Annotated in this window: 23 protein-coding genes and 2 tRNA genes; 11 read left to right on the top strand and 14 right to left on the bottom strand. The window is 68.1% G+C overall.

The genetic code is table 11. The annotated features are described in order from the left end of the window. A complete protein-coding gene (locus ELQ92_RS09305; RefSeq protein ID WP_128498705.1) occupies positions 1–543 on the top strand; it encodes a GNAT family N-acetyltransferase in 543 nt (180 codons plus the stop codon). Then, entirely contained in the window at positions 540–773 is a 234-nt protein-coding gene (locus ELQ92_RS09300) for a hypothetical protein (RefSeq protein WP_128498704.1), read from the top strand. The genes ELQ92_RS09305 and ELQ92_RS09300 overlap by 4 nt, the downstream gene beginning before the upstream one ends. A 20-nt stretch (positions 774–793) precedes the next feature. On the opposite strand, the gene ELQ92_RS09295 is transcribed toward ELQ92_RS09300, so the two are convergent. Beyond that, positions 794–1,645 (bottom strand): methyltransferase domain-containing protein, encoded by an 852-nt coding sequence (locus ELQ92_RS09295; protein WP_128498703.1) that lies wholly within the window; start codon positions 1,643–1,645, stop codon positions 794–796. An 84-nt stretch (positions 1,646–1,729) separates the two neighbouring features. Here ELQ92_RS09295 and ELQ92_RS09290 point away from each other — a divergent pair, with 84 nt between their 5' ends. Beyond that, a complete protein-coding gene (locus ELQ92_RS09290; protein WP_128498702.1) occupies positions 1,730–3,769 on the top strand; it encodes a M3 family metallopeptidase in 2,040 nt (679 codons plus the stop codon). A 105-nt stretch (positions 3,770–3,874) separates the two neighbouring features. On the opposite strand, the gene clpX is transcribed toward ELQ92_RS09290, so the two are convergent. The 5 genes from clpX to ELQ92_RS09260 all read right to left on the bottom strand — a co-directional run bounded on the left by clpX (position 3,875) and on the right by ELQ92_RS09260 (position 8,363). Further along, entirely contained in the window at positions 3,875–5,152 is a 1,278-nt protein-coding gene (gene clpX / locus ELQ92_RS09285; protein WP_128498701.1) for an ATP-dependent Clp protease ATP-binding subunit ClpX, read from the bottom strand. A gap of 261 nt (positions 5,153–5,413) precedes the next feature. Then, the gene (locus ELQ92_RS09275; protein WP_128498699.1) at positions 5,414–6,082 is read right to left on the bottom strand and encodes an ATP-dependent Clp protease proteolytic subunit; all 669 of its coding nucleotides are present in this window, start codon (positions 6,080–6,082) and stop codon (positions 5,414–5,416) included. A gap of 32 nt (positions 6,083–6,114) precedes the next feature. Beyond that, positions 6,115–6,729 carry an ATP-dependent Clp protease proteolytic subunit gene (locus ELQ92_RS09270; RefSeq protein WP_128498698.1) on the bottom strand — a complete coding sequence of 205 codons (615 nt, stop codon included), beginning with the start codon at positions 6,727–6,729 and terminating at the stop codon, positions 6,115–6,117. A gap of 158 nt (positions 6,730–6,887) precedes the next feature. After that, entirely contained in the window at positions 6,888–8,243 is a 1,356-nt protein-coding gene (gene tig / locus ELQ92_RS09265; protein WP_166426756.1) for a trigger factor, read from the bottom strand. 43 nt (positions 8,244–8,286) lie between these two features. Then, positions 8,287–8,363 (bottom strand) — tRNA-Pro (locus ELQ92_RS09260). Positions 8,364–8,530: 167 nt separating this feature from the next. Here ELQ92_RS09260 and ELQ92_RS09255 point away from each other — a divergent pair. Further along, positions 8,531–8,601 (top strand) — tRNA-Gly (locus ELQ92_RS09255). 127 nt (positions 8,602–8,728) lie between these two features. Here ELQ92_RS09255 and ELQ92_RS09250 read toward each other — a convergent pair. Further along, positions 8,729–9,088 carry a hypothetical protein gene (locus ELQ92_RS09250; RefSeq protein ID WP_128498697.1) on the bottom strand — a complete coding sequence of 120 codons (360 nt, stop codon included), beginning with the start codon at positions 9,086–9,088 and terminating at the stop codon, positions 8,729–8,731. Positions 9,089–9,151: 63 nt separating this feature from the next. Between ELQ92_RS09250 and ELQ92_RS09245 the strand changes: the two genes are divergently transcribed. Next, positions 9,152–9,364 (top strand): hypothetical protein, encoded by a 213-nt coding sequence (locus tag ELQ92_RS09245; protein ID WP_128498696.1) that lies wholly within the window; start codon positions 9,152–9,154, stop codon positions 9,362–9,364. Positions 9,365–9,374: 10 nt separating this feature from the next. Here the strand turns inward: ELQ92_RS09245 and ELQ92_RS09240 are convergent, their stop codons facing one another. Beyond that, positions 9,375–9,914: a gamma carbonic anhydrase family protein gene (locus ELQ92_RS09240; protein WP_128498695.1), complete on the bottom strand. Its 540-nt coding sequence runs from the start codon at positions 9,912–9,914 to the stop codon at positions 9,375–9,377. A 626-nt stretch (positions 9,915–10,540) separates the two neighbouring features. On the opposite strand from ELQ92_RS09240, the gene ELQ92_RS09230 reads away from it, so the two are divergent. Together ELQ92_RS09230 and ELQ92_RS09225 are read left to right on the top strand one after the other, a co-directional pair. Continuing rightward, entirely contained in the window at positions 10,541–14,095 is a 3,555-nt protein-coding gene (locus ELQ92_RS09230) for an SCO7613 C-terminal domain-containing membrane protein (protein WP_128498694.1), read from the top strand. A 113-nt stretch (positions 14,096–14,208) separates the two neighbouring features. Then, positions 14,209–14,691, top strand: coding sequence for a Dps family protein (locus ELQ92_RS09225; protein WP_128498693.1), 483 nt, complete (start codon positions 14,209–14,211; stop codon positions 14,689–14,691). 84 nt (positions 14,692–14,775) lie between these two features. On the opposite strand, the gene ELQ92_RS09220 is transcribed toward ELQ92_RS09225, so the two are convergent. From ELQ92_RS09220 to ELQ92_RS09210, 3 genes are read right to left on the bottom strand one after another with little or no spacing between them, the layout of a single operon-like run. Beyond that, positions 14,776–15,771, bottom strand: a complete 996-nt coding sequence (locus tag ELQ92_RS09220; protein ID WP_128498692.1) for an Fpg/Nei family DNA glycosylase — start codon at positions 15,769–15,771, stop codon at positions 14,776–14,778. Continuing rightward, on the bottom strand, positions 15,764–16,240 hold the full coding sequence (locus tag ELQ92_RS09215; protein WP_128498691.1) for a ribose-5-phosphate isomerase: 477 nt from the start codon (positions 16,238–16,240) through the stop codon (positions 15,764–15,766). Before ELQ92_RS09215 ends, ELQ92_RS09220 begins: the two co-directional genes overlap by 8 nt. 51 nt (positions 16,241–16,291) lie before the next feature. After that, positions 16,292–16,957, bottom strand: a complete 666-nt coding sequence (locus ELQ92_RS09210) for a mycothiol-dependent nitroreductase Rv2466c family protein (RefSeq protein WP_128498690.1) — start codon at positions 16,955–16,957, stop codon at positions 16,292–16,294. A gap of 87 nt (positions 16,958–17,044) precedes the next feature. Between ELQ92_RS09210 and pepN the strand changes: the two genes are divergently transcribed. The 3 genes from pepN to ELQ92_RS09195 all read left to right on the top strand — a co-directional run bounded on the left by pepN (position 17,045) and on the right by ELQ92_RS09195 (position 21,100). Beyond that, complete coding sequence (gene pepN, locus ELQ92_RS09205; protein ID WP_128498689.1) at positions 17,045–19,591, top strand: aminopeptidase N; 2,547 nt, start codon at positions 17,045–17,047, stop codon at positions 19,589–19,591. Between the two features lie 97 nt (positions 19,592–19,688). Further along, positions 19,689–20,711, top strand: a complete 1,023-nt coding sequence (locus ELQ92_RS09200) for a mechanosensitive ion channel family protein (RefSeq protein WP_128498688.1) — start codon at positions 19,689–19,691, stop codon at positions 20,709–20,711. Further along, entirely contained in the window at positions 20,708–21,100 is a 393-nt protein-coding gene (locus ELQ92_RS09195; RefSeq protein WP_128498687.1) for a globin, read from the top strand. Before ELQ92_RS09200 ends, ELQ92_RS09195 begins: the two co-directional genes overlap by 4 nt. A 134-nt stretch (positions 21,101–21,234) precedes the next feature. Here ELQ92_RS09195 and ELQ92_RS09190 read toward each other — a convergent pair whose 3' ends face one another. Continuing rightward, positions 21,235–21,894: a DUF8185 domain-containing protein gene (locus tag ELQ92_RS09190; RefSeq protein ID WP_243694955.1), complete on the bottom strand. Its 660-nt coding sequence runs from the start codon at positions 21,892–21,894 to the stop codon at positions 21,235–21,237. 64 nt (positions 21,895–21,958) lie between these two features. On the opposite strand from ELQ92_RS09190, the gene ELQ92_RS09185 reads away from it, so the two are divergent. After that, positions 21,959–22,819: an acyl-CoA thioesterase gene (locus ELQ92_RS09185; RefSeq protein ID WP_128499095.1), complete on the top strand. Its 861-nt coding sequence runs from the start codon at positions 21,959–21,961 to the stop codon at positions 22,817–22,819. A 31-nt stretch (positions 22,820–22,850) separates the two neighbouring features. Here ELQ92_RS09185 and ELQ92_RS09180 read toward each other — a convergent pair whose 3' ends face one another. Together ELQ92_RS09180 and ettA are read right to left on the bottom strand one after the other, a co-directional pair. Then, a complete protein-coding gene (locus tag ELQ92_RS09180) occupies positions 22,851–23,327 on the bottom strand; it encodes an acyl-CoA thioesterase (protein WP_166426755.1) in 477 nt (158 codons plus the stop codon). Next, positions 23,327–25,009, bottom strand: a complete 1,683-nt coding sequence (ettA, locus tag ELQ92_RS09175; RefSeq protein WP_128498685.1) for an energy-dependent translational throttle protein EttA — start codon at positions 25,007–25,009, stop codon at positions 23,327–23,329. The genes ELQ92_RS09180 and ettA overlap by 1 nt, the downstream gene beginning before the upstream one ends. Positions 25,010–25,056: the final 47 nt, after the last annotated feature.

Below are 25,056 nucleotides of genomic sequence, written 5' to 3'. Positions count from 1 at the left end.
ATGACCGAGATCCGGCAAGCGCGCGCCGACGACTTTTTCCCGTGGCTGACCCTCTACGAGGATTATGCGACGTTCTACCACGCACCGATCACGGACGAGCGCGCCGTGCAGACGTGGCAGTGGATCACGAACGGCGAGTACGGGCTGCGCGCCTTCGTCGTCGAGGACCCCGACGCAGACGCCGCCGCGGGCACCCCCTCACTCATCGCGCTCGCCCACGTGCGGACCATCGCCCAGCCCCTCGAGGGGACGACGGCGCTCTACCTCGACGATTTGTACGTCGCCGAGTCCGCGCGGGGCCGCGGTGTCGCGAGCGACATCCTCGCCTTCCTGCGCGACCTCGCCCGCTCCGAAGGGCACTCGGGTGTGTCGTGGATCACGGCTGCGGACAACGAGACGGCCCAGCGCGTCTACGACCGGCTCGCGACGCGCACGACGTGGGTGACCTACGAGATGTCGGTGGGGCCCCGTACGCACGGTACGCATAGCGAGCATAGCGAGCACAACGAGCCCGACGAGACCGCGCCGACGGGCGCCTCGTGAAACTCGGCACGCGGTGGACCGTCGGCTCGCAGCCCCCCGCTGCCGTTCCTGCCGAGTTGCATACTCCGCTGCGGGAGGCGGAGGAACGGCTCGGCGCCGCCGCCGGCAGCAGTTGGACCCTTACATGGCTCGAGGGGCGACCCCTCGCGACCCTCGACGACGGGACCGTCGTCACCCTCGATGGTCGGGCCGAGTCGAGCCCGGCGTCGGAGTCCGACGACGATTGGTGATCGCCGTCGCAATGACGATGTCAGACGCGCGCGATGATCTCGCCGTGCGGCATGGAGAACCAGGCGTCGTCGTCGGCGACCCAGGCCGTCCACGCGGCTGAGACGGCCTGCAGCTCCTCCATGGTCGCGGCGCCGGACTCGATGGACTGCGGTGCGAAGCTCGACGCGACGGCGCGTTCCGCCCACGCCCCGCCCCACCACTCGCGGTCGGCCCGACCGGAGAAGCACCAGATGGAAGCCGTGCTCTCGACGTCGGAGAGTCCCGCGCGGCGAGCGAGCGCCTTCAGTGTGCGTCCGGCATTCGGATCGCCGCCGTTGGCCCGGGCCACGTCCTGGTAGATGCGCATCCAGTCGTCGAGCCCGGGCAGCAGCGGGAACCACGACGCTCCGAGGTAGACCACATCGCGAGCGGCGACGATGCCGCCGGGCCGCGCGACGCGACGCATCTCCCGAAGCGCCGCGACGGGATCGGCCAGGTGCTGGAGCACCTGATGTGCGTGGACGACGTCGAAGGAGTCGTCGGGGAAGTCGAGGGCGTAGGCGTCGCCCGTCACGAACTCCACATTCGAGACGCCCTCGGCCGACGCGAGCTCCGACGCCGTCGCGACGACATCCGGGACGGAGTCGAGGCCCACGACTCGGCCGGGGCCGACGCGGCGGGCGAGGTCGACGGTGATCGTTCCCGGGCCGCTTCCGACGTCGAGGACATCGAGGCCCGAAGCGAGGTGGGGCACGAGGTATGCTGCGGAGTTCTCGACGGTGCGCCAGGAGTGCGTACGCAGCACGCTCGCGTGGTGACCGTGGGTGTATCGCTCGGCGACTGGTTTTGCTGGTGTCGCTGGAGATGCTGGTGTCGACGAAGCGGCGGTCATGCTCTCACCCTATTGCGACGCCCGGCCGGGTGAGTGCTGTGTGACGCTCGCGGACTGCCCGCACCGACGCCCTAATGTGGAGGGATGTCGACATCGGACAACCCCTTCTTCCAGGCCAGCAGCCTCCCCTACCAGCTTCCTCCTTTCGAGCTCATCACGGACGAGCACTACCTGCCGGCGATCGAACGGGGCGTCGCGGAGCAGAAGGCCGAGGTCGCCGAGATCATCGCCCTGAGCGAAGAGCCGACTTTCGAGAACACCCTCGAAGCCCTCGAGCGTTCCGGTGTCCTGCTCTCCCGCGTCCTCCACGTCTTCTACAACAAGAGCTCGGCCGACTCGAACGACGTGACGAATGCGATCGAGGAGCGCGTCGCGCCGCTGCTCGCCGCTCACGAGGATTCGATCCGGCTCGACGGCCGCCTCTACCGCCGGATCCGCTCCCTCTGGGAACGACGAGACGATCTCGAACTCGATGACGAGGAGCGCCACCTCCTCGAGCGGTACCACACCGAGTTCACCCTGGCCGGAGCAGGTCTCTCGTCGGCCGAGAAGGCGCGACTCACCGACTACAACACCCGCTTGTCCTCCCTCACGACGACGTTCGAGAAGAATCTGCTCGCCGACACGAACGATCTCGCCGTCGTCGTCGACGACCTTGCTGAGCTGGATGGATTGAGCGCCGGCGAGATCTCCGCCGCTGCCGAGACCGCTCGGCAACGCGGCCTCGATGGCCGCTACGTCATCACGCTCGTGCTGCCCACGGGCCACCCGACTCTCGCGTCGCTGACGAACCGAGCGCTGCGTGAGCGCATCATGGCCGCCTCTCGGTCGCGCGGCGCACGCGGCGGCGACCACGACAACCGGGCCGTCCTCCTCGAGATCGTACGACTTCGCGCCGAGCGCGCACGCCTCCTCGGCTTCGCGGATCATGCGTCCTTCGTCACCGCGGACCAGACGGCGAAGAACCCGCAGAACGTCGCCGACATGCTCGAGCGGCTCGCCCCTGTTGCCGCACGCAACGCACGACTCGAGCAGCGCGAGCTCGAGCGGCTGTCCACGGACGGCACGGTCGAGAGTTGGGACTGGGCTCACCTGACGGAGAAGTTGCGGCACGAGCGGTACGCCGTCGACACCGCTGCCATGCGCCCGTATTTCGAAGCCGAGCGGGTGTACCACGACGGCATCTTCACCGCGGCGTCGAAGCTCTACGGACTCTCCTTCGAGGAGCGATTCGATCTCGTCGCCTACCACCCCGAGGTGCGCGTGTTCGAGGTCTTCGACGAGGATGGTTCGGCGCGTGGACTGTTCCTCCTCGACCTCTATACGCGGGACTCGAAGAGGGGCGGCGCATGGATGAATTCGCTCATCGCCCAGAACCACCTGCTCGGCGACCCGACCATCGTGGTGAACAACCTCAACGTGCCGAAACCCGCCGACGGCCGGCCCACCCTCCTCAGCTACGACGAGGTCGTGACCGCGTTCCACGAGTTCGGACACGCTCTTCACGGTCTGCTCGCCACGGTCACCTATCCACGCTTCTCCGGGACGAACGTCCACCGTGATTTCGTCGAGTTCCCGAGCCAGGTCAACGAGATGTGGATGCTCTGGCCGGAGATCCTCTCCGGGTACGCCGTTCACGTGGAGACAGGCGAGCCGATGCCGGCCGAACTCGTCGAGAGGCTGCACGCATCGGCCGCCTTCAACGAGGGGTTCAACACGAGCGAATATCTCGCTGCAGCTCTCCTCGACCAGGCCTGGCACCGTGTGAACGCGGACGAGGAGATCACCGACGTCGCCGGTTTCGAGGCTCGCGCGCTGGCCGCCGTGGGGCTCGACAACCCCGCCGTACCCCCGCGGTACGCGAGTACCTACTTCGCCCACACATTTTCGGGCGGGTACGACGCCGGCTACTACTCGTACATCTGGAGCGAGGTCCTCGACGCCGACACGGTCGAGTGGTTTCGCGAGAACGGAGGGCTCACGCGCGCCAACGGCGACCGGTTCCGCGAGTACGTGCTCGGCATCGGCGGATCCGCAGATCCGATCGCGTCCTACCGCCGGTTCCGCGGTCGCGACGCGGACATCACGCCGCTGCTCAGGCGCCGGGGCCTCCTCGAGGACTGAGCGGCATGCGTCGGCGCTGTACCCCGACCGGTGAAATCGGCCTTGCCAGATTGGGCGCCGCTCCTCGACAGGAGTGGCACCCGATGCCGTCGGAAGGACCGAGCGTCAGGCCGACTTGTCCTGGCGGCGCGGGGCGTGCGGGACGATCGTCGGTGCCGCGTTCTCGAGCACGGACTCCCGGGTCACGACGACCCGCGCCACCTCGTCCGTGGACGGGACCTCGAACATGATCGGCCCGAGGACCTCTTCCATGATCGCGCGGAGCCCACGAGCACCCGTCTTGCGGAGCACGGCGAGATCGGCGATCGCCTCGAGGGCGCCCGGGTCGAAGTCGAGCTCGACGCCGTCGAGCTGGAACATGCGCTGGTACTGCTTCACGAGCGCGTTGCGCGGCACCGTGAGGATCTCCATGAGCGCGTGCTGATCGAGCGGAGTGACCGTGGTGACGACGGGGAGTCGACCGATGAACTCAGGGATGAGTCCGAACTTGTGGAGGTCTTCCGGCAGGACCTCCGTGAAGAGGTCGATCTCGTCGAGCTTGGAGTGCAGCGGGGCGCCGAAACCGATGCCCTTCTTGCCTGCGCGGGACGAGATGATCTCCTCAAGACCGGCGAACGCACCGGCCACGATGAACAGCACGTTCGTCGTGTCGATCTGGATGAACTCCTGGTGCGGGTGCTTGCGGCCGCCTTGCGGCGGGACGGAAGCGACCGTGCCTTCGAGGATCTTGAGGAGCGCCTGCTGCACGCCCTCCCCCGACACATCGCGCGTGATCGAGGGGTTCTCGGCCTTGCGAGCGATCTTGTCGACCTCATCGATGTAGATGATGCCCGTCTCCGCGCGCTTCACGTCGTAGTCGGCCGCCTGGATGAGCTTGAGGAGGATGTTCTCGACGTCTTCTCCCACGTAGCCGGCCTCGGTGAGTGCCGTTGCGTCGGCGACGGCGAAGGGCACGTTGAGTCGCTTGGCGAGGGTCTGCGCGAGGTAGGTCTTGCCGCAACCGGTCGGGCCGATGAGAAGGATGTTGCTCTTCGCGATCTCGATGTCGTCACCGAGAGCGTCGGCGCTCGTCAGCCCCGTCTTCGCCTTCACGCGCTTGTAATGGTTGTACACGGCCACCGAGAGGGCCTTCTTCGCGGCCACCTGTCCGATGACGTACTCCTCGAGGAAGGAGAAGATCTCCTTCGGCTTCGGAAGCTCGAAGTCGCCGGTGGGTTCCTCGCCGGCCTCGGCGAGCCGCTCCTCGATGATCTCGTTGCACAGTTCGACGCACTCGTCGCAGATGTACACACCGGGGCCCGCGATGAGCTGCTGGACCTGCTTTTGGCTCTTGCCGCAGAAGGAGCACTTGAGGAGGTCGGCGCTCTCGCCTATCCGTGCCATTCGGTTTCTCCCTCTACATCGTCAGCAGGTACAGCGTCGCCAGCAGGTACAGCGTCGCCAGCAGGTACAGCGTCGCCAGCAGGTTCAGCGCCAGCAGGTACAGCGTCGTCACGGGTATTTAGTGAGCGCCATCGCCGTCGGGCGGTGGAATCGGCACTGTCCTGTCAGCCTAGCCTCTCCCTCTGACAACGCTGCGCAACCGCCTCGGCTTTTCGAGGTCGATTGCGCAGCGTCGTGATAGAGCGTCGAGGTGGAGCTGGGTCAGCCCTGGGTGAGGGCCAGCGGGTTCTTCCGTGTGGTGAGCACCTGGTCGATGAGGCCGTACTCGAGCGCCTCGGCGGCACCGAGGATCTTGTCGCGATCGATGTCCTTGTTGACCTCCTCCTGCGAACGGTTGGAGTGACGCGCGAGCGTCTCCTCGAGCCACGTGCGCATGCGGAGGATCTCGGCCGCCTGGATCTCGATGTCCGACGCCTGGCCGTGACCCGACTCGCCCACAGCGGGCTGGTGGATCAGGATGCGCGCGTTCGGGAGGGCCAGTCGCTTGCCGGGGGTACCCGCCGCGGTGAGTACGGCGGCGGCGGAGGCCGCTTGACCGAGCACGACTGTCGACACGTGCGGACGGATGTACTGCATTGTGTCGTAGATCGCCGTCATGGCGGTGAAGGAGCCGCCGGGCGAGTTGATGTACATGATGATGTCGCGGTCCGGGTCCATGCTCTCGAGCACGAGGAGCTGGGCCATGATGTCATCGGCCGACGCATCGTCGACCTGCACGCCGAGGAAGATGATGCGGTCCTCGAAGAGCTTCGCGTACGGGTCCTGGCGCTTGTAGCCGTAGGCCGTGCGCTCCTCGAAGCTCGGGAGGATGTAGCGCGCTCCCGGCATCTCCATGGAGCGGCCGGCTGCAGCGAACGTAGGGGTCTGCATGGGGTTCGTCCTGTCTCTCGTTCTCTCGCCGCTCAGACCGCGGGGTTTCCGGTGCCGCCGTCGGCGACCTCGGTGCCGCCGCCGCCGATGACGTCGGTCGCGGACTCGCGGATGTGGTCGACGAAGCCGTATTCGAGGGCTTCCTGCGCCGTGAACCAGCGATCGCGGTCACCATCGGCGTTGACCTGCTCGAGCGTCTTGCCGGTCTGGTCGGCGGTGATCTGCGCGAGGCGGTTCTTCATGTCGATGATGAGCTGCGCTTGCGTCTGGATGTCGCTCGACGTCCCTCCGAACCCGCCGTGCGGCTGGTGGAGCAGGACACGCGCGTTGGGCGTGATGTAACGCTTGCCCTTGGTGCCACTCGTGAGGAGCACCTGACCCATCGACGCGGCCATACCGATGCCGACGGTGACGATGTCGTTCGGGACGAACTGCATCGTGTCGTAGATCGCCATACCCGCGGTGATCGAGCCACCGGGCGAGTTGACGTAGAGGTAGATGTCCTTATTGGGGTCCTCGGCCGCGAGGAGCAAGATCTTCGCGCAGATCTCGTTCGCGTTCTCGTCCCGGACCTCGGAGCCCAGCCAGATGATCCGGTCCCTCAGAAGTCGATCGAATACACTCTGGGCCATCAGAGGCTCTGCCATGTGCCGCTCCGTTTCAGTTGTCGCTTGCGGTATCGAACTTATCGGGTGCAGCGTGGCGCGGTCGCCGTGTTCGCCGTGGGCGCACCGTCCGAGGCTCCCGACGCGGAAACGGGCCCCCGACCGAAGTCGGGGGGCCGTTTCAACCAGAAGAGGAGTTACTACTTCTTGGCCTTCTTCGCGGGCTTCTCGTCCGTATCGACCGGCTCGGCCTCGACCGACTCGTCGTCGGCCTCGTCCTCGTCGGAGGGGATGAAGCCGCTGAGGTCGACGGGCTTGCCGTCGGTGTCGACGACGGAGACCTTGCCGAGCGTGATGGCGATGGCCTTGTTGCGCGCGACCTCGCCCATCATCTGCGGGATCTGACCGTTCTCGTCGAGCACCTTGATGAACTCGCCGGGCTCCATGCCGTACTGCGCCGCGCCCTGGATCAGGTAGGAGGTGAGCTCCTCCTGGCTGACCTGGACGTTCTCGGACTCGGCGATCTGATCGAAGAGGATCTGCGTCTTGAACGTCTTCTCGCTCGATTCGGTCACCTCGGCACGGTGGGTCTCGTCCTCGAGGCGACCCTCGCCCTCGAGGTGGCGGTGCACCTCGTCCTCGATGAGCTTCGGCGGAACGGGCACGTCGACCTTCTCGAGCAGCGCGTCGATGAGCTTCGTCCGCGCTTCATTGCCCTGCCCGAAGGTCTTCTGACGCTCGACCTGCTCGGTGAGGCTCTCACGCAGCTCGGCGATGGTGTCGAACTCGCTCGCGATCTGAGCGAAGTCGTCGTCGGCCTCGGGGAGCTCGCGCTCCTTCACCGCCGTGAGCGTCACGGTGATCTCGGCCGTCTCGCCGGCGTGCTCCCCGCCGAGGAGGTCGGAGGAGAACGTGGTCGTCTCACCGGCGGTGAGCGACTCGAGCGCCTCGTCGATTCCCTCGAGCAGCTCACCGGAGCCGAGCTCGTAGGAGATGCCCGAGGCGTTGTCGACCTCGTCGCCGTTGATCGTCGCGATGAGGTCGATCTGCGCGAAGTCGCCCGACTTGGCGGGGCGGTCGACGGTCACGAGCGTTCCGAAGCGGGTGCGGAGGCGCTCGAGCTCCTCGTCGATGTCGGCGTCGGTGACGGCGGCCGGTTCGACCTCGACGGTGATCTCCTCGAGCGCCGGGATCTCGACCTCGGGACGCACATCGACCTCGATGGTGACGAGCAGGTCTCCGGAGAAGTCCTTATCGCTCGGCCACTCGGTGATGTCGGCCTCGGGGCGACCGAGGGTACGGATGCCCTCACTCGTGACGGCCTGACGGTAGAACTTGTCGAGGCCCTCGTTGACGGCGTGCTCGAGAACGGCGCCCTTGCCGACGCGCTGGTCGATGATGGGCGGCGGGATCTTGCCCTTGCGGAATCCGGGCACGTTGATCTGCTCGGCGATGTGGCCGTAGGCGTGGTCGATACTGGGCTTCAGTTCGTCCGGCGTCACGGCGATCGCGAGCTTGACGCGCGTCGGGCTGAGCTTTTCGACGGTGGTCTTCACGTTTGTACGTTCTCCTGTTTGGTGGATCCGAAGTCGGTGGTCGTGGTCGGGGCGACAGGATTCGAACCTGCGACTTCCCGCTCCCAAAGCGGGCGCTCTACCAAGCTGAGCTACGCCCCGGCTCGGCGAGCCGGTGGTCACACGACCTCGCGTAGCCGGCGTCGTGCGAATGGACCTGAAGCAGTCTAGCCGACATGAAGGGGGCCGGTCGGACCGCCCTGCACGGGGCACCCCCGACGATGTAGTAACCTTGCAAGGCGCTCGTGGCGGCACCGCTCACGAGCCCTGGGGATGTAGCTCAATGGTAGAGCCTCAGTCTTCCAAACTGATGGTGCGGGTTCGATTCCCGTCATCCCCTCTCTATCTCGTCGCCTCGAATGGATCTCTTCGCCCGGACTGGCGCGGATTTCACTGGTTCCGGACGGGACTCCTGCTGAGCGGGATGCCTCGGTCCCTGAGCGCTCGCCGTCGAACACGAGACACCCCTATCGCTCGTCGGCGAGGCGGCGGAGTACCTCATCCCGTGCCGACGCCGCCCAGGCCCCGAACTGGCTCGTGATCCCGGCGCGGGTCGCCGGGTCGTAGGGCGCGGCGAGACCGAGGGAGCGCTGGGTCCGGAGATTCGATTGCGCGGCCGAGTAGAGCACCATGCCGCGAACGTGTTGGTCCTGCAGCCACGCGATCAGTGCTGCATCGGTCTCCTGGGCCACGACCGACAGATTGCGGATCTCCTCCTTCAAGCCGGTGAGCTGGTCGAGGACGAAGTCGAACTCGAGGTCCTCCTCGCTCAGCGTCAACACCGCGAGCCGCTCAGCGATCTCCCGTAACGATTCCTCTCGATCCATGCGCACACGGTACGCCGGATGCCCTGCGAGGGACAGACCGCACCCGCAGCCTAGGGTGGAGCCATGACGACGAGCACACGCGGGCACCGTGAACGACGCCGGCTCCAGCGCGCACGGGCGTTCTGGTCGCTGCTCGGCGTGGCTTTTGTGATCGCGGCGTTGCTCTCATTCATCGTCGGACGCCCCGGGCTCGGACTCGCCTTCCTCGTCGGCCTCGCCATTTGCCTCGCCGCGATGACAGGTACCCGGCGGCGCGGAACGCCGGGACGCCGCTGAGCCGCCGCCGTCAGCCCGTGCTCGCCTCCCGGTGGACCGCGATGTACGCGACATAGGTCTCGGCGTTCACGCGCAGTCCCTCGACCTCGTCGTCGCGGAGGGCGCGGCGGACAGCGGCGGGCACGCCGGCGACGAGGCTCCTCGACGGCACGTGCGTGCCACCGAGCACGACCGCTCCCCCGGCGACGAGGCTCTGCGCGCCGATGACCGCCCCGCTCAAGACGACGGCCCCCATCCCGATGAGCGAGCCGTCGTCGACGCGGCACCCGTGCACGACCGCGTTGTGCCCGATCGACACGCCGGCTCCGATCGTGACACCGCTGCCCGCATCCACATGGAGCACAGCGCCGTCCTGCACGTTGCTCCGCTCCCCGAGGACGACGGGAGCGCGATCCGCGCGGATGACGGCGTTGTACCAGACGCTCGCACCGGCGGCGATCTCGACATCGCCCACGATCCTCGCCCCGGCGGCGACGAACGCGTCGGGATGGATCCGCGGAGCGGGAATCCCGGGGAGTGCGATGACGGATGCTGTGGGGGCGACGGTCATCCTGCAACCGTAGCGCCGGCTCCACACTCTGGACCCCGTGAACTGGGGAGGAGCGATTCACCACAGGATGCGAACGGCGCACGAGATCGGCAGAGGGCGTCTGGCAAAGTGTGCGGCATGACCTCCCCGCAGGATCCTCGCTCGCCGGCGTCGTCGCGCGTCTGGCCCGCCCGGCCCGCCGACCTCGTCGACACCTCGCTCTGCCCGGCGTGCTTCCGCCCGCTGATTCGTCCACTGTGCGGCTTCTGCGGACTCGATCTCGACTCCCCGAACGCCGCGACACTGCTCGAACTCGGACGATTGATTGCCGACGCGGAGGCCTCTCGTCAGGCGACGATCGCCCGAATGCGTGCCGCGTCGGCTGCGGCGACCGTTCCGGGCGCCGCCCTCCACCCACCGGTCGAGACAGCTGCGTCGCCGAGCGCTGCGGCGCCGCGTCGCCGAGCGCCGCGTCGCCGAGCGCCGCGTCGCCGAGCGCCGCGTCGCCGAGCGCCGCGTCGCCGAGCGCCGCCTCGTGGAGTGCTGCGTCGCCGAGCGCCGCCTCGTGGAGTGCTGCGTCGTGGAGCGCGCAGTCATCGGCTGCTCAGTCATCCGGCGCCCGGTCATCCACGGCTCCCTTTTCCGACGTGGCCGGCGGACCCGTGCCGCCGGCGATCCTCTCCCCCGACACAGCGACCGCGGCGTCCGGCGCACTGAGGGATCCGAGCGCGTCGGGTGCTCGCGCCGGTCTCACGCGCCCCGCTCCGGGCGTCCCACGTCGGTCGAGCGCACAGGTGCTTCTCCTCAGCGCCGGAGTCGTGCTCGTCTCCGTCTTCGCGATCTTCTTCGCCGTACTGGCCTACGTCGTGGCGAGCATCGAGACGCGCTCAATCCTGACCGCGGGCGCGAGCCTCGTCGTCCTCGGCATCGCCTGGCTCCTGCGGCGCCGAGGTCTCGACGGCACCGCCGAGGGCATCGCGGTGATCGGGGTCGTCCTGCTCCTCCTCGACGTCTGGATCGTGCGGACCAACGGGATCCTCTCCGCCGACACGGTAGACGTGAGCCTCTATACAGGTCTCGCGTTCCTCGTCGTGTCCGCTGTCCTCGTCGGCGTATCCCGGCTCACGGGGCTCCGGGCCGCGTCGGTGTCCGCCGCCGTGATCGCACCGTCGGGCCTGTTCGCGTTCGTCCTCGGCGTGACGGTATCGAGCATGGCCGAATGGACGAGCGTGCTGCTCGCCGCGGTCGCCCTACTGACGGTCGTCCTCGTCGAACGCGTTCCCGGTGTTCCGCGCGTCGAGGCCGTGGTCCTGCGCATCATGTCGATCGGGGGCGGCGTTCTGGCGGTCCTCGCGGCGGTCTCCGCGTTCCCCTCGCTCGACGGCGGCGCGGTGCTCGGATTCGGTCTCGCGGGCGTCGGATGGCTCATCCATCTCCTGACGGTGCACGGTCGAGACGGGTCGCTCCGCGTGCCTCGGGGCCGCGCCTGGGCGGTGATCGCGGCCGCGGGCTTCGCTGTTGCGGCAGTCGGACTGACGAGCCGCGCCATCGTCGCCACTGCGGAGACGACCGAGCAGGCGTCCGGCCTCCACGCCGCCGGTATGACGGTCACCGCCGGTGCCATCCTCTGGGGCGCCCGCGCCGTTCGCGCGCCGTTGTCACGGTCCTTCCGGGTCAGTGGAACCGTCGTGGCGGCGGCAGCGGCACTGTCACTGGTACCGGTGCTCGCCGCCATCCTGCCCCCGCTCGTCGGGGCGCTCGTGTCACGCCCCTTTCGCGCCTCGCTCCTGGAACCGGTCGGCGATACGGAACCCGGTGCTCTCTGGTTCGTGGTCGGAGTAGCCCTTGCGAGCGCGGCCACGATCGGCGCTCTGGCGGCACTCGGTTCCCGACGGCTGGTCACTGCACTCTCCTGGGTACCCGTCTGTCTCGCTACCTTCGCGCTCCTCGGTGCGGGGATGCTGGCGCCGTCCCTGCTTGCCTCCGTCGCCATCACGATCATCGGAGCGGCACTCTTCCTGCTGGTCTCGGGGTGGCGCCGGCCCGAGCCCCCGGCACGCGTCACCGCGTTCATCGGGGCTCTCGTCTCCGCTTGTTCCGCTGCCGCCCTCGCGTCTGCGAGCACGGGCTCGTGGCTCCTCGGCGCGCTGGTCGTGCTCGCACTCCTGGGTGCCGCGCGCCTCGTCGCGCGACGCGCCCCGCATGCCTTCGCGTATGCGGGGGCGGTCGTCACGTCCACACTCGGCGCCGGGCTCGTGCTGTGGGTCGGCTCGCTCTTGCCGATGTGGGCGGCCATTGTCACTCGGCGGCCGGACGCGACACCCCTCGGTTTCGGCACGGCGACCGCGGCGGTCGTGATCCTGGGCGCTCTCGCGTTCGTCGCCCGGCGCACGCCCGCCCCCGAGGTCGCGATACTCGGCGGACTCGCCGTCTTCGTCCTCCTCCCCGCCGCGGTGTCGGTGTGGGCGACCGGCGACCTTGTCGCGGATGTCGGTTGGCGTCTCGTGCTGGCGACGCTCGCCGTCGCCGCCGCTGCCGCGTGGCTGGTCCTCGGTCGAACGACAGCGATCCGATCGGTCGGCATCGGCGTGGGCATCACCCTCCTGACGTTGCTGACCGCTGAGGTGAGCGTCCTCGTGAGTGCGGGCTCGTCAGAGCTTCCGGGCAGTCTCGTGGGAGCTGCGCTCCTCTCGGTGCTCTCAGCCGTCCGCCTCGTCACCGGTCGGATCGTCAGAGTGGCGCCCCCGCCGACCGCCCTCTTCCGCGCCGCGACCTCCTCCATCGCCGCGACCGCCGCGGTCACTCTCGTCCTGGCCGTGCTCGACGAGGCTCCGCTGACCCGTCTCACGCTTCTCGTGCTCGCGCTCGTTCCCACGTTCCTCGCGTTCGCGGCCCCGGAGCACGGAGCGCCTCGCCGTCACCTCGCGTGGGTCGGAGCGGCTCTCGCCGTCGCTGCGCTGTGGTGGTTCCTCGCCGACGAGCGAGTCACCGCCATCGAGTACTACTCCCTCCCGGTCGCCGGGCTCCTCCTCGCCGTTGCCGGAGTCGCGGGAGTCGCCGGGCGTGGATCGCGACAGGACCACCCATTCCGGGGTCGGCCGTCATCGCCTGGGGGACTCGACGTCCTGCTTGGCGCCGGGCTCGCCGTCGCGATCCTCCCGAGCGCGTGTGTCGCCGCTCAGGGAGCACCGGCCCGAGCGATCACGACGGCCGTCATCGGCGCCGTGCTCATCGGGCTCGCGCTCGTCGCTCTTCGCGATGACGGAACGATCCGGTTCCGCTCGATCGTCTGGATCGCCGGAGTGATCGCCGTCGCGCTCCCCGTCGTCGTCCGTCTGGCGAACGGGGAAACCTCATCCGTTTCAGGCTCCCCCGACGGCGCCGCCGACCTGACGCTATGGGTCGGACCGGTCGTGCTCGTGCTGATCGCTGCCGCGCTCGGAGTCTCCCGCATCCGCCGCGCGCCCGTCCTCTCCGACATCGCCGCAACGGCAGCACTTGTCGCGGTGGGCGTCGCCGTGCCGACCGCGCTCACGAGCGGGAGGACCGACGGCGCCGAGGCCAGCCCCTGGCTGCTCATCACGTGCGCCGTCACCGTCGTCGCGTTCTCGCTCGACCGAACCGTGCGCGCGCCGGATGGCCTGGACGGCGCGCACGGCGGGACACCGGCGCCCACGCAGCGTCAGCGGCCCAGCGCCCGGACCACGGCCGTCCTCGGCGCCGCGGCGAGCACGGCGATCGCCGTCACGTCCCTTCCATCGGCGGAGAGCGTCGAGTGGGTCAGCGTCCCACTCGGGGTCGCCGCCGTCGTGGCGGGTGTGATCTCGCTCCACCGCGATCTCACGATCGGGTCCTGGCCGACCCTCGCGCCCGGGATTCTCATCCTCCTCCTGCCGTCGCTCGCCTACGATCTCGGAGACGCGGATCTGTGGCGCGTCATCGCCCTCGGAACCACGGGAGTAGTGGTCACGATCGCCGGCGCCCGGTGGCGCCTGCAGTCGCCGCTCGTCATCGGCGCGGTCGTCACAATTCTCCACGGTCTCGCGCAGCTCTGGCCCTGGATCTCCGGCCTCTACGACGCGGGGTACTGGTGGGTCTGGGCGGGAGTCGGCGGCGTGCTCCTCATCACCTTCGCTGCTCGCTACGAGCAGCGCATGCAGAGCCTCCGCGCCGTCGGACGGGCGCTCCAAGCTCTTCGCTGAGGCTAACCTAACGAAAAAAGTCCAGGTCAGAGCAAACTAAGCCCAGCCTTCTCTTCCTTGCGGAATGCGTGGGCGCGAGTACGGTTGTACACATCGACACTCAAGGAGAGCACATGACCGACATCACCGTTTCCCAGACCTCCGTCAGTCCCGACGTCGCCGCCGGCGTCGCACAATTCCTCAGCCCCCTCGTCATCGACCTGACCGCCATCGTGGTCAACGGCAAGCAAGCGCACTGGCACGTGCGAGGCGCGAACTTCATCGGCGTGCACGAGCTCCTCGACGACGTCGTGGCTCACGCCCAGGCGTGGGCGGACCTCGCCGCCGAGCGGATCGTGGCCCTCGGCCTCCCCGTCGACGCGCGCCTCGCGACCGTCGCGGCGAAGACCACGACCGGAACGCTCACGGCCGGATTCCAGCAGTCGGACCGCACCATCGCGGAGATCGTCGCACAGATCGACGCGGCCCTCACGGGAGTCCACGTCGCCGTCGACGAACTCGGAGAGATCGACGCCGCGAGCCAGGACGTCGCGATCGAGATCGCCCGCGGCCTCGAGAAGGACCGTTGGTTCCTCGTGGCACACATCAGCAAGTAGTCGTCGCTCGCTCTCCGATGGGCCCGCTCCGCCACGCGGACGGGCCCATCGCCGTTCACGCGCTCGCCTCAGGGAGCGGCCGGATCACGCCTGGCAGACCGGGCACCAGTAGAGCTTGCGCGCCCCCATCTCCTCGAGCAGGACCGACGTCCCGCAGACGCGGCACGGCAACCCCTCACGCTTGTAGACCCAGTGACGGTCGGCGCGGCTCGCCATGGCCTTGACGTAGTCGTCGCCCTCGAGCCCGTCCATCGTCATCATCTGTCCGGTTTCCACCCCCAGCCGCAGCAGCACGACCCAGTCGCGCCAGAGCTCGCGCAGCACATCCGTCGGCACCTGCTTCCCGGGCGTGTGGGGGTTGAGGCGTGCCCGGAACAGGAGCTCCGCTCTGTAGACGTTGCCGATCCCGCTCACGACGGACTGGTCCATGAGGAGGAGGCCGATGGCCGTGGCCTTCTTCCCCGCCCGTTCGACGAATCGCCTCTCGCCCGTCTCTGCATCGTCGACGAGCGGATCGGGCCCCAGCCGGTCGATGACCGCCTGCACCCCCCACGCATCCACCAGCTCACAAACGGTCGGGCCACGGAGGTCGGCGACGGTCTCGTCGGTCAGCAGCCGGACCCTCACCGCTCCGACGGGCGGCGGCGGGAAGTCCTCGGGTTGCTCGGGCAATGCGCTCGTCTGCTCAGACATCCGGACGCGGGCGCGTCGGGGCGCGCCGATGCTCGAGAGCGAGTCCTCGAACGCGCCGTCCGCGAGTGAACCCGCGGGAAGCACCGTTCCGCGCTGATTGGTCTGCCCCATGCGACCGCCCGCCGAAGCGATCGTCGGGTCCGAGTCGATGCGCCCCGCGAAGTCCCAGGCGCCGTAGAGACCGAGATGGACACGCAGGAAGACCCCGCCGTCGAACTCGAGGAACATCTGCTTGCCCACGGCGACGGCATCGACGACCTCACGACCGTCGAGAACCGCTGCGCCCTCGGCGAATCGGCCCTGGGGAGAGGACGCCGCCACATGCCTGCCCGCGAAGTTGTGCCGGAACTGCCGAGCGATGCGGTGGACGGAATGCCCCTCAGGCATCGGCGGAGTCGCGGGCCTGTTCGTACGCGGCGATCTGACCGATGCGGCGGACGTGTCGCCCGTCGTGCGAGAACGGCTCGGCGATGAAGGAGTCGATGAAGCCGATGGCTTCCTCGACGCTGTGCTGGCGGGCGCCGATCGAGATCACGTTGGCGTCATTGTGCTGACGGGCGAGCAGCGCCGTGCTCTCATTCCACACGAGCGCGGCGCGCACGCCGACGACCTTGTTCGCCGCGATCTGCTCCCCGTTGCCCGAGCCTCCGAAGACGACACCGAGCGCCTCCACGCCCGACTGCTGGTCACGCACGACCGCCTCGGCGGCGGCGATGCAGAACCCCGGGTAGTCGTCGAGCGGTTCGTACGACGTGGGACCGTGATCGACGACGTCGTGACCGGCCTCGGCAAGGTGGACCTGGAGCGTGCGGGAGAACTCGAGGCCCGCGTGATCGGTGGCGATGTGGATGCGCATCCGCCCAGTTTAGAGCGCGAGTGAGGCCTCTCGGCGGCTGCGCAGGACCCCTCAGTCGAAGATCGGGCCGACGGTGCGGGAGCGCTTCAGCTCGAAGAACCCGGGGTAGCGCGCGGCAGCGACGACGCCGTCCCAGAGCGCCACCGCTTCGTCGCCCTTCGGCGCCGGGGAGATGACCGGACCGAAGAACGCGACGCCGTCGACCGCGATGACGGGCGTGCCGACATCCTGTCCCACGCGGCCGATCCCGTCGAAGTGGCTCGCGCGCATCGGCTCGTCGAATTCCTCGGAGTCGGCGTAGCGGGCGAAGTCGGCACCAAGGCCGACCTCCTCCAGGGCGCCGGAGATCACCTCGTCGGACTCGACGCTGCCGCCCGGGTGGATGCGGGTGCCGAGGGCGTCGTAAAGCGGCTTGACGATCGCATCGCCGTGCAGTTCCTTCGCCGCGGCGACGAGTCGGGTGTACCGGAGCGCCCGCGGGAAGAAGGCGCGGTACTCCTCCGACACGTCTTTGTCCTCGTTCAGCACGGCGAGGCTCATGATGTGCCAGGTGACATCGAGCGAGCGATGCTTCGCGACCTCGTCGACCCAACGGGAGGTCATCCACGCCCACGGGCAAGACGGATCGAACCAGAAGTCGACGGCGACGGTCTCAAGAGCGGGCTCCACGGCTGGGTCGACGGCGGTCTCGGCGGCAGTGCTGTCGGTGGAAGTCATAGCGACAATCTAGCGCCGACCAGCGACTCGGACGCCGGCAGTAGGCTGGCCGATGGACAGAATCCGACCAGATCACAGGAGGCACTGTTGCCCGGAGAGAATCTCACCAGAGCCGAAGCGATCGAGCGCGCGGCCATCGTCTCGACGTCGAGCTACGACGTCACGCTCGACCTGACGACGGGTCCCGAGACGTTCCTCAGCACGACGACGGTGCGCTTCAGCGCCACGCCGGGCGCCTCGACCTTCATCGACGCGATCACCCGGACGGTCCACTCCGTTACGCTCAACGGCCGGGATCTCGACCCCGCGACGGTGAGCGACGGCGTCCGGATCCAGCTCGACGATCTCGCGGACACCAATGAGCTCACGATCGTGGCCGACGCGATGTACACGAACACCGGCGAGGGACTGCACCGCTTCGTCGACCCCGTCGACGACGAGGTCTACCTCTACAGCCAGTTCGAGGTACCGGATTCCCGCCGGATGTTCGCGGTGTTCGAGCAGCCCGATCTCAAGGCGACCTTCTCCTTCACGGTCACGGCACCGTCGTACTGGAGCGTCGTGAGCAACTCGCCGACGCCCGAGCCGGTCGAGGTCCGCGAGGGCGTCAGCACGTGGACCTTCTCCCCCACGCCGGTGCTGTCGTCCTACGTCACGGCGCTCGTCGCGGGACCCTACGTCTCGACGCACAGCGAGCTGACGTCGAGCGATGGACGCACGATCCCGCTCGGCATCTACGCTCGCAAGAGCCTGTCCGAGTTCGTCGACGCCGACTACATCTTCGAGAAGACCCGCCAAGGCTTCGCGTTCTTCGAGAACGCCTTCGGACTCGCCTACCCGTTCGAGAAGTACGACCAACTCTTCGTGCCGGAGTTCAACGCCGGAGCCATGGAGAACGCCGGCGCCATCACCTTCACGGAGACGTACGTCTTCCGCTCGAAGGTGACGGACGCCGTCAAGGAGCGCCGCGTCGTCACGATCCTCCATGAACTCGCCCACATGTGGTTCGGCGATCTCGTGACGATGAAGTGGTGGAACGACCTCTGGCTCAACGAGTCGTTCGCCGAGTACGCGTCGACGCTCGCCGTGGCCGAGGCCACCGAGTGGACCGAGGCGTGGACGACGTTCACCGCGATGGAGAAGTCGTGGGCGTACCGGCAGGACCAGCTCCCGTCGACGCACCCGATCGTTGCCGAGATCCGCGACCTCGAGGACGTCCAGGTCAACTTCGACGGCATCACCTACGCGAAGGGCGCGTCCGTCCTGAAGCAGCTCGTCGCCTGGGTCGGTCAGGAGGACTTCCTCGCCGGGGTCTCCGCGTACTTCGCGAAGCACGCGTACGGCAACACCGAACTCACCGACCTCCTCGACGAGCTCGAGCGGACGAGCGGTCGCGAACTCCGCTCCTGGTCGAAGCTCTGGCTCGAGACGGCGGGCGTGAACACGCTGCGCGCCGCGATCGAGACGGACGACGACGGCGCGATCGCCTCCTTCGTCGTGGAGCAATCCGCCCCGGAGGACTACCCGACGCTGCGGCCGCACCGCCTCGCGATCGGGTTCTACTCGCTCGAGGGTGACTCGCTCGTGCGCACTCACCGCGTAGAGATCGACATCGACGGTGACGCGTCACCCGTGCCCGAGCTCATCGGTCTCACCCGCCCGGACCTCGTCCTCTTGAACGACGACGACCTCGCGTACGCGAAGATCCGGCTCGACGACCAGTCGCTCGCCACGGCCATCGCGCACCTGTCGGCCATCGAGAATCCCCTTGCCCGCTCGCTCGTCTGGGGGTCGGCGTGGGACGCGACTCGCGACGCGGAGACGCCGGCGAGCGACTACGTGTCGCTTGTGCTCGGCAACATCGCGAGCGAGACCGAGTCGACCACCATCCGTACGACACTCAACCAGTTGCTGCTCGCGGTGAGCGCCTACATCGCTCCGGAGAAGCGCGAGGCGGCGAACGCCGCAGCGGCGTCCGCGCTCTGGAAGCTCGCACAAGGAGCGGAGGCGGGGAGCGACGCGCAATTCCAGTTCGTCAAGTTCTTCGCTGCGCTCGCATCGACGGACGAGCACCTCGACATCATCGAGACGCTCCGTGACCGATCAGAGACGCTCGACGGGCTCGACATCGACACCGACCTCGGCTGGGAGCTCCTCATCGCGCTCGCCGCCGGAGGTCGCGCCGACGAGGCCGTGATCGACGCCGAGCTCGCCGCGGACAACACGGCGACGGGACAGCAGTCGGCGGCGCACGCCCGCGCGGCGATCCCCACGGCGGAGGGCAAGTCGGCCACGTGGTCGTCGGTCTTCGACTCGGACAAGCTGCCGAACACGATCGTCCGCTCGACGGGACTCGGTTTCCAGCGCGCCGCCGACACGGAAGTGCTCCGGCCCTTCGTGGAACGGTACTTCTCGTCGCTCGGGGACGTGTGGGAGTCTCGTAGCTACAAGATCGCGGAGTACCTCGTCGCGGGGATGTACCCGTCGGCCCTCGCCGACCAGGCTCTCGCGGACGCGACGCGCGCGTGGCTCGACGCGAACCCCGAGCAGCCCTCGGCGCTGCGCCGTCTCGTCCTCGAGAACCTCGCGGGTGTCGAACGCGCGATCGCTGCGCAGGCTCGCGACGCTCTCTGACGCCGAGCAGTCGCGCCATCCGGGCTGAGCGCCGGACGCCCTCGCGGGCGTCCGGCGCTCAGTCCGTTCCCGGAGGACGCTCGATAGACTTCCTCCGATGAACCTCACGGAGATCACTGCAGCGATGAACGCGTTCTTCGCGACCTTCCTCGGCAAGATCACGGCGATCGTCCTGATCGTGCTCGTCGCGCTCATCGCGGTGTGGCTCCTCCGACTCGGTATCCGGCGCGTCGTCGATCGCATCGTGAACGGCGTCAAGCGCTCGAACAACGCCGACGACACCAAGGAGTTGAACGTCTCCCCGCTCGCGGCGGTTCGCCTCGTCCAGCGCACCCGCACGATCGGCACGGTGCTCTCGAACATCGTCAACGTCGTCGTCGCCGTGATCGCGGTCGTCGCGATCGTCAACACGGTCAACGAGAACTTCATCGGATCGCTCGCGCTCCTCACCGCGGCTCTCGGAGCCGGTCTCGGATTCGGTGCACAGAACATCGTGAAGGACGTCCTCAACGGCCTCTTCATGGTCATGGAGGACCAGCTCGGCGTCGGCGACGTGGTCGACCTGGGTCCGGCGACGGGAGTGGTCGAGGCGGTCGGCATCCGGATCACGCAGGTGCGCGACGTCAATGGCACCTTGTGGTTCGTCCGGAACGGCGAGATCCTCCGCGTCGGCAACATGTCGCAGGGCTGGGCGCGCGTCATCATCGACCTCGCCGTGCCCTACGACGTCGATGTCGACGCGGTGCAGGACCGTCTTCTCGACACGGCAGCGGCTCTTGCGAAGGAGCCGAAGTGGCGGACACGGATCATCGACAAGCCCGAATCGTGGGGCATCGAGTCGATCTCCGAGGACGCCCTCGTCGTCCGCCTCGTGATGAAGACCCGAACGAGCGCGAAGGACGACGTCGCCCGCGAGTTGCGCGCGCGGCTCAAGTCGGCGATGGACGAGATGGATGTGCGACTGCCGTCCGTCAAGAGCGTGGTCCTGTCCGGCTTCGACGGCGCGGCAAGCGTCACCGGCGCGCGGCCGCCGCGTACGAAGCCCGTCGGCGTGATCGAGCCGCCGGCGGCGACCAAGAAAGCACGCACCACGAAACCGAAAGCGACACCCCGCGAATGAACGACCTCCTGGCGAAGAGCTTCTACGACGACGTGGGAGGCAGACCGACGTTCGAGAAACTCGTGGTCGAGTTCTACCGCGGTGTCGCCGGTGACCCGGTCCTGAAGCCGATGTACCCGGAGGAGGACCTCGGCCCGGCCGCGGAGCGGCTCCTGCTGTTCCTCGAGCAGTACTGGGGTGGCCCGTCGACCTACAGCGAGACGCGCGGTCACCCGCGGCTCCGGATGCGGCACATGCCCTTCCGGGTGAACCCGGACGCGCGCGACCGCTGGTTGCTGCACATGCGAGCGGCCGTCGATACCCTCGGACTCTCCCCGCTGCACGAGGCGGAACTGTGGTCTTACCTGGAGCGGGCGGCGCACGCGATGGTGAACACCTTCGAGGAGTGATCACGGCGGAGCAGGAGCCCGAGGCGTCGCTCTGCGGGCAGGCGCGATGATCCTTCGGCGGGCTCTTCCTCGTCGATTCGCGAAGCAGCGGCGGACGGCGGGGCGACAGGCAGCTGACGGAGGGGCGCGCCGGCTCAGATCACTCCGCGGCGCGCCAGGATGTGACCGCGGTGAGGACTCAAACGCACCCAGGGTCCGTTCACGAACACCGGAACCTCCTCGTGGGGATCTGCGAGGAAACCGAAGGCATCGGCGGCGAACGCCGCTCCCGCGGGAATGTCGTCGCGGCCCTCGACCGATCGCGTCCAGACGGCGAGGCGGACCGAGTGCACGATGTGGTCTCCGGCAGCAGTGGGCACCGCCTTGGCGACTTCGACCGCGCCGCGGCGCGCGTGATCGGCGAGCGTGCCCGACGGGAGGGACCCGACCGGCAACCACCCGGAGCGTGGCGGGGAGATGCCCGTCCACACGGTCGTGATCTGCTGGTCCGGGAGGGTGATCGACAGTCTCTCTCCCGATGCGAGTTCCGGAGTGGCGAGCCGGTCGAGGACGGCACGGAGCGCCACGACGAGGTCCAGGTCGCCGCTCGGCACGACGCGCACCGTCCGCAGCCCGAGGACGGTGAACCCGCGGTCGAGGAGCCCTTTGGGTGAGAACGCGGCGACCGACACCGCCAGCACGTCGCCTCGGATCACGAGGTGAACGGCGGTGTCGTCGACGCGCGCGGCACGCGAGAGGAACGTCCGCATGTCGGTGACGGCTTCGGCGGTGAGGAAGGAGATCGTGGCACTCATGTGCTCCTAAACTTACGGGACGGACGCTGCCGACGGTGCCGTGAGGAGGCCGCAGTTGAACCCGATCGAGTCCCTGCTTCAGACGCTCGACCTGACCGACACGGGGGCGAGGACCGAGGAGGACATCTTCACCGGGCCGTCGCAGAAGATGCCGCACGGTCGCGTCTACGGCGGTCAGGTACTCGCGCAGGCGCTCACGGCGTCCATGCGCACGGTGGATGAGGAACGCTCCGTCCACTCCATGCACGGCTACTTTCTCCGCGCCGGCGACTCCGAGCTTCCGATCACTTTCGCCGTGGACAGGATCCACGACGGGCGTTCCTTCTCGACCCGTCGCACCCAGGCGTATCAGAAGGGCGTCCCCATCCTCTCGCTCATCGCCTCGTTCCAGGACGAGGACCCAGGTCTCGAGCACCAGGAGGACATGCCGCGGGGCCTACCGGCACCGGAGGACCTGCCGTCGGCCGCAGAGGTCCTCGGCGACCTCGACCATCCCGTCGCCCGGACCTGGGCGAATGATCGGCCGTTCGACATGCGGCACATCCCCTCCCCGATCTACCTCTCCGTCGATGGTGAGCACACCGACCGGCAGGCCCTCTGGATCCGTTCCACGAGCCCGCTCCCGGACTCGCCCCTCCTCCACCAGGCCGCGCTCGCCTACGCGAGCGACTACTCCATCCTCGAGCCGGTGCTGCGCCGGCACGGGATCCCGTGGGCCACTCCGGGAGCCAGGATCGCGAGTCTCGACCATGCGATGTGGTGGCACCGGCGTGCGCGAGTCGATCAATGGCTGCTGTACGTCCAGGACTCTCCGAGCGCGTCAGGCGGTCGGGGACTGTCGCGCGGGGCGTTCTACACGCGTGAGGGGTCGCTCGTCGCGAGCGTCGCGCAAGAGGGCATGATCCGCATCCCCGCCCTCCGCTGAGAGCGACGGGGGCCTCTGGCAGGAAGAGACATCAGGAGCGCCGACGCGAGAGCTGCAGCGGTTCGCCCAGGTACGCGGACCACGCGCTCCGCTCCTCATCGGTGATCCGGCGCGGCCGACCGCTCGCCGCGTCCACGAGAACGATGGTGCTCACTGCTTGCGCATAGAGATGATCGGCGGTGTCGCCGGTGCCCCGCACGTCGTAGCTCACATCGAGACTCGCACCCCCGAGGTGTGAGATCCACATCTGGACGTCGAGAGGCGAGCGACGATAGGCGATGGGTGCGAGATAGACGATCTCGTTGCGGGCTATGAGCGTGATGGTGTCGGATCCCGCCTCTGCCTCGATGAGAGCCATGCCCTGGTCGACCCCGCCGCTGTCGTCGCTGCTCCGCCAGAACGCGCGGACCCGCGCCTCCTCGAGGAGACGCAGGACCTCGACGTTGTTGACGTGATTGTACGCGTCGAGATCGCCCCAGCGGAGGTGGACCGGGACGTGGACCCGCATCAGTCCCTCGTGAGCTTCCGGTAGGCGGACCGATTCGGCTTTGCGGCGTCCGGCCCGAGTCGCTCGATCTTGTTCTCCTCGTACGCCTCGAAGTTTCCCTCGAACCAGTACCAGTTCGCCGGGTCCTCCTCGGTGCCCTCATAGGCGAGGATGTGCGTCGCGATCCGGTCGAGGAACCACCGGTCGTGGGTGATGACCACGGCGCAACCGGGGAACTCCAGCAGGGCGTTCTCGAGGCTGCCGAGGGTCTCGACGTCGAGGTCGTTCGTCGGCTCGTCGAGGAGCAGCAGGTTGCCGCCCTGCTTGAGCGTGAGCGCGAGGTTCAACCGGTTCCGCTCACCACCGGAGAGCACACCGGCCTTCTTCTGCTGGTCCGGCCCCTTGAACCCGAACTGGGAGACGTAGGCACGCGAGGGGATCTCGGTCTTGCCGACCTGGATGTAGTCCTGGCCGTCGGAGACGACCTCCCAGAGGTTCTTGTTCGGATCGATACCGCCACGGCTCTGGTCGACGTAGGAGATGTCGACCGTCTCACCGATCTTGAGGGTTCCGCCGTCGAGCGGCTCGAGCCCGACGACGGTCTTGAACAACGTCGTCTTTCCGACACCGTTTGGGCCGATGACGCCGACGATGCCGTTGCGCGGAAGTGTGAAGCTCAGCCCATCGATGAGCATCCGGTCGCCGAAACCCTTCTGGAGCTTCGACGCGTCGATGACCTGGCTGCCGAGTCGTGGACCGACGGGGATGACGATCTCCTCGAAGTCGAGGACCCGGGTGCGCTCCGCCTCGGCTGCCATCTCCTCGTAGCGGGCGAGACGGGCCTTCGACTTGGCCTGACGCCCCTTCGCGTTGGACCGGACCCACTCGAGTTCGGACGACAGCCGCTTGGCGAGCTTCGCGTCCTTCTTGCCCTGGACCTGCAGGCGCTCCTGTTTCTTCTCCAGGTACGTCGAGTAGTTGCCCTCATAGGGGTACAGGTGACCGCGATCGACCTCGGCGATCCACTCGGCCACGTGGTCGAGGAAGTACCGGTCGTGGGTCACGGCGAGGACGGCCCCGGGATACTTCGCGAGGTGCTGCTCGAGCCACAGCACGCTCTCGGCGTCCAGGTGGTTGGTGGGCTCGTCGAGGAGCAGCAGGTCGGGCTTCTGGAGGAGGAGCTTGCAGAGCGCGACGCGGCGCTTCTCACCGCCCGAGAGGTTCGCGACGTTGGCGTCGCCCGGGGGTGTGCGGAGAGCATCCATCGCCTGCTCCAGCTGAGAATCGAGGTCCCACGCGTCGGCTGCGTCGATGGCTTCCTGCAGTACGCCCATCTCGGCGAGGAGGGCGTCGAAGTCGGCGTCGGGTTCCGCCATGGCCAGAGAGATCTCATTGAAGCGGTCGATCTTGCCCTTGATCTCGCCGACGCCCTCCTGGACGTTCTCGAGGACCGTCTTGGACTCGTCGAGCTCGGGTTCCTGCATCAGGATGCCGACGGAGTATCCCGGGGTGAGCTTGGCCTCACCGTTGCTCGGGGTGTCGAGTCCCGCCATGATCTTGAGGATCGTGGACTTTCCGGCACCGTTCGGGCCGACGACACCGATCTTGGCGCCCGGCAGGAACGCCATCGTGACGTCGTCGAGGATGAGCTTGTCTCCGACCGCTTTGCGGGCGCGGACCATCGAGTAAATGTATTCGGCCATATCCGTGCCAGTCTACGGGGCCGGAGCGGGCGGCTGCACGCCGCCCA

This window comes from Labedella populi (assembly GCF_004078655.1).
GTDB lineage: Bacteria > Actinomycetota > Actinomycetes > Actinomycetales > Microbacteriaceae > Labedella > Labedella populi.
Note: the sequence above shows the minus strand (reverse complement) of the source record. Positions and strands in the feature narration are given on the sequence as shown.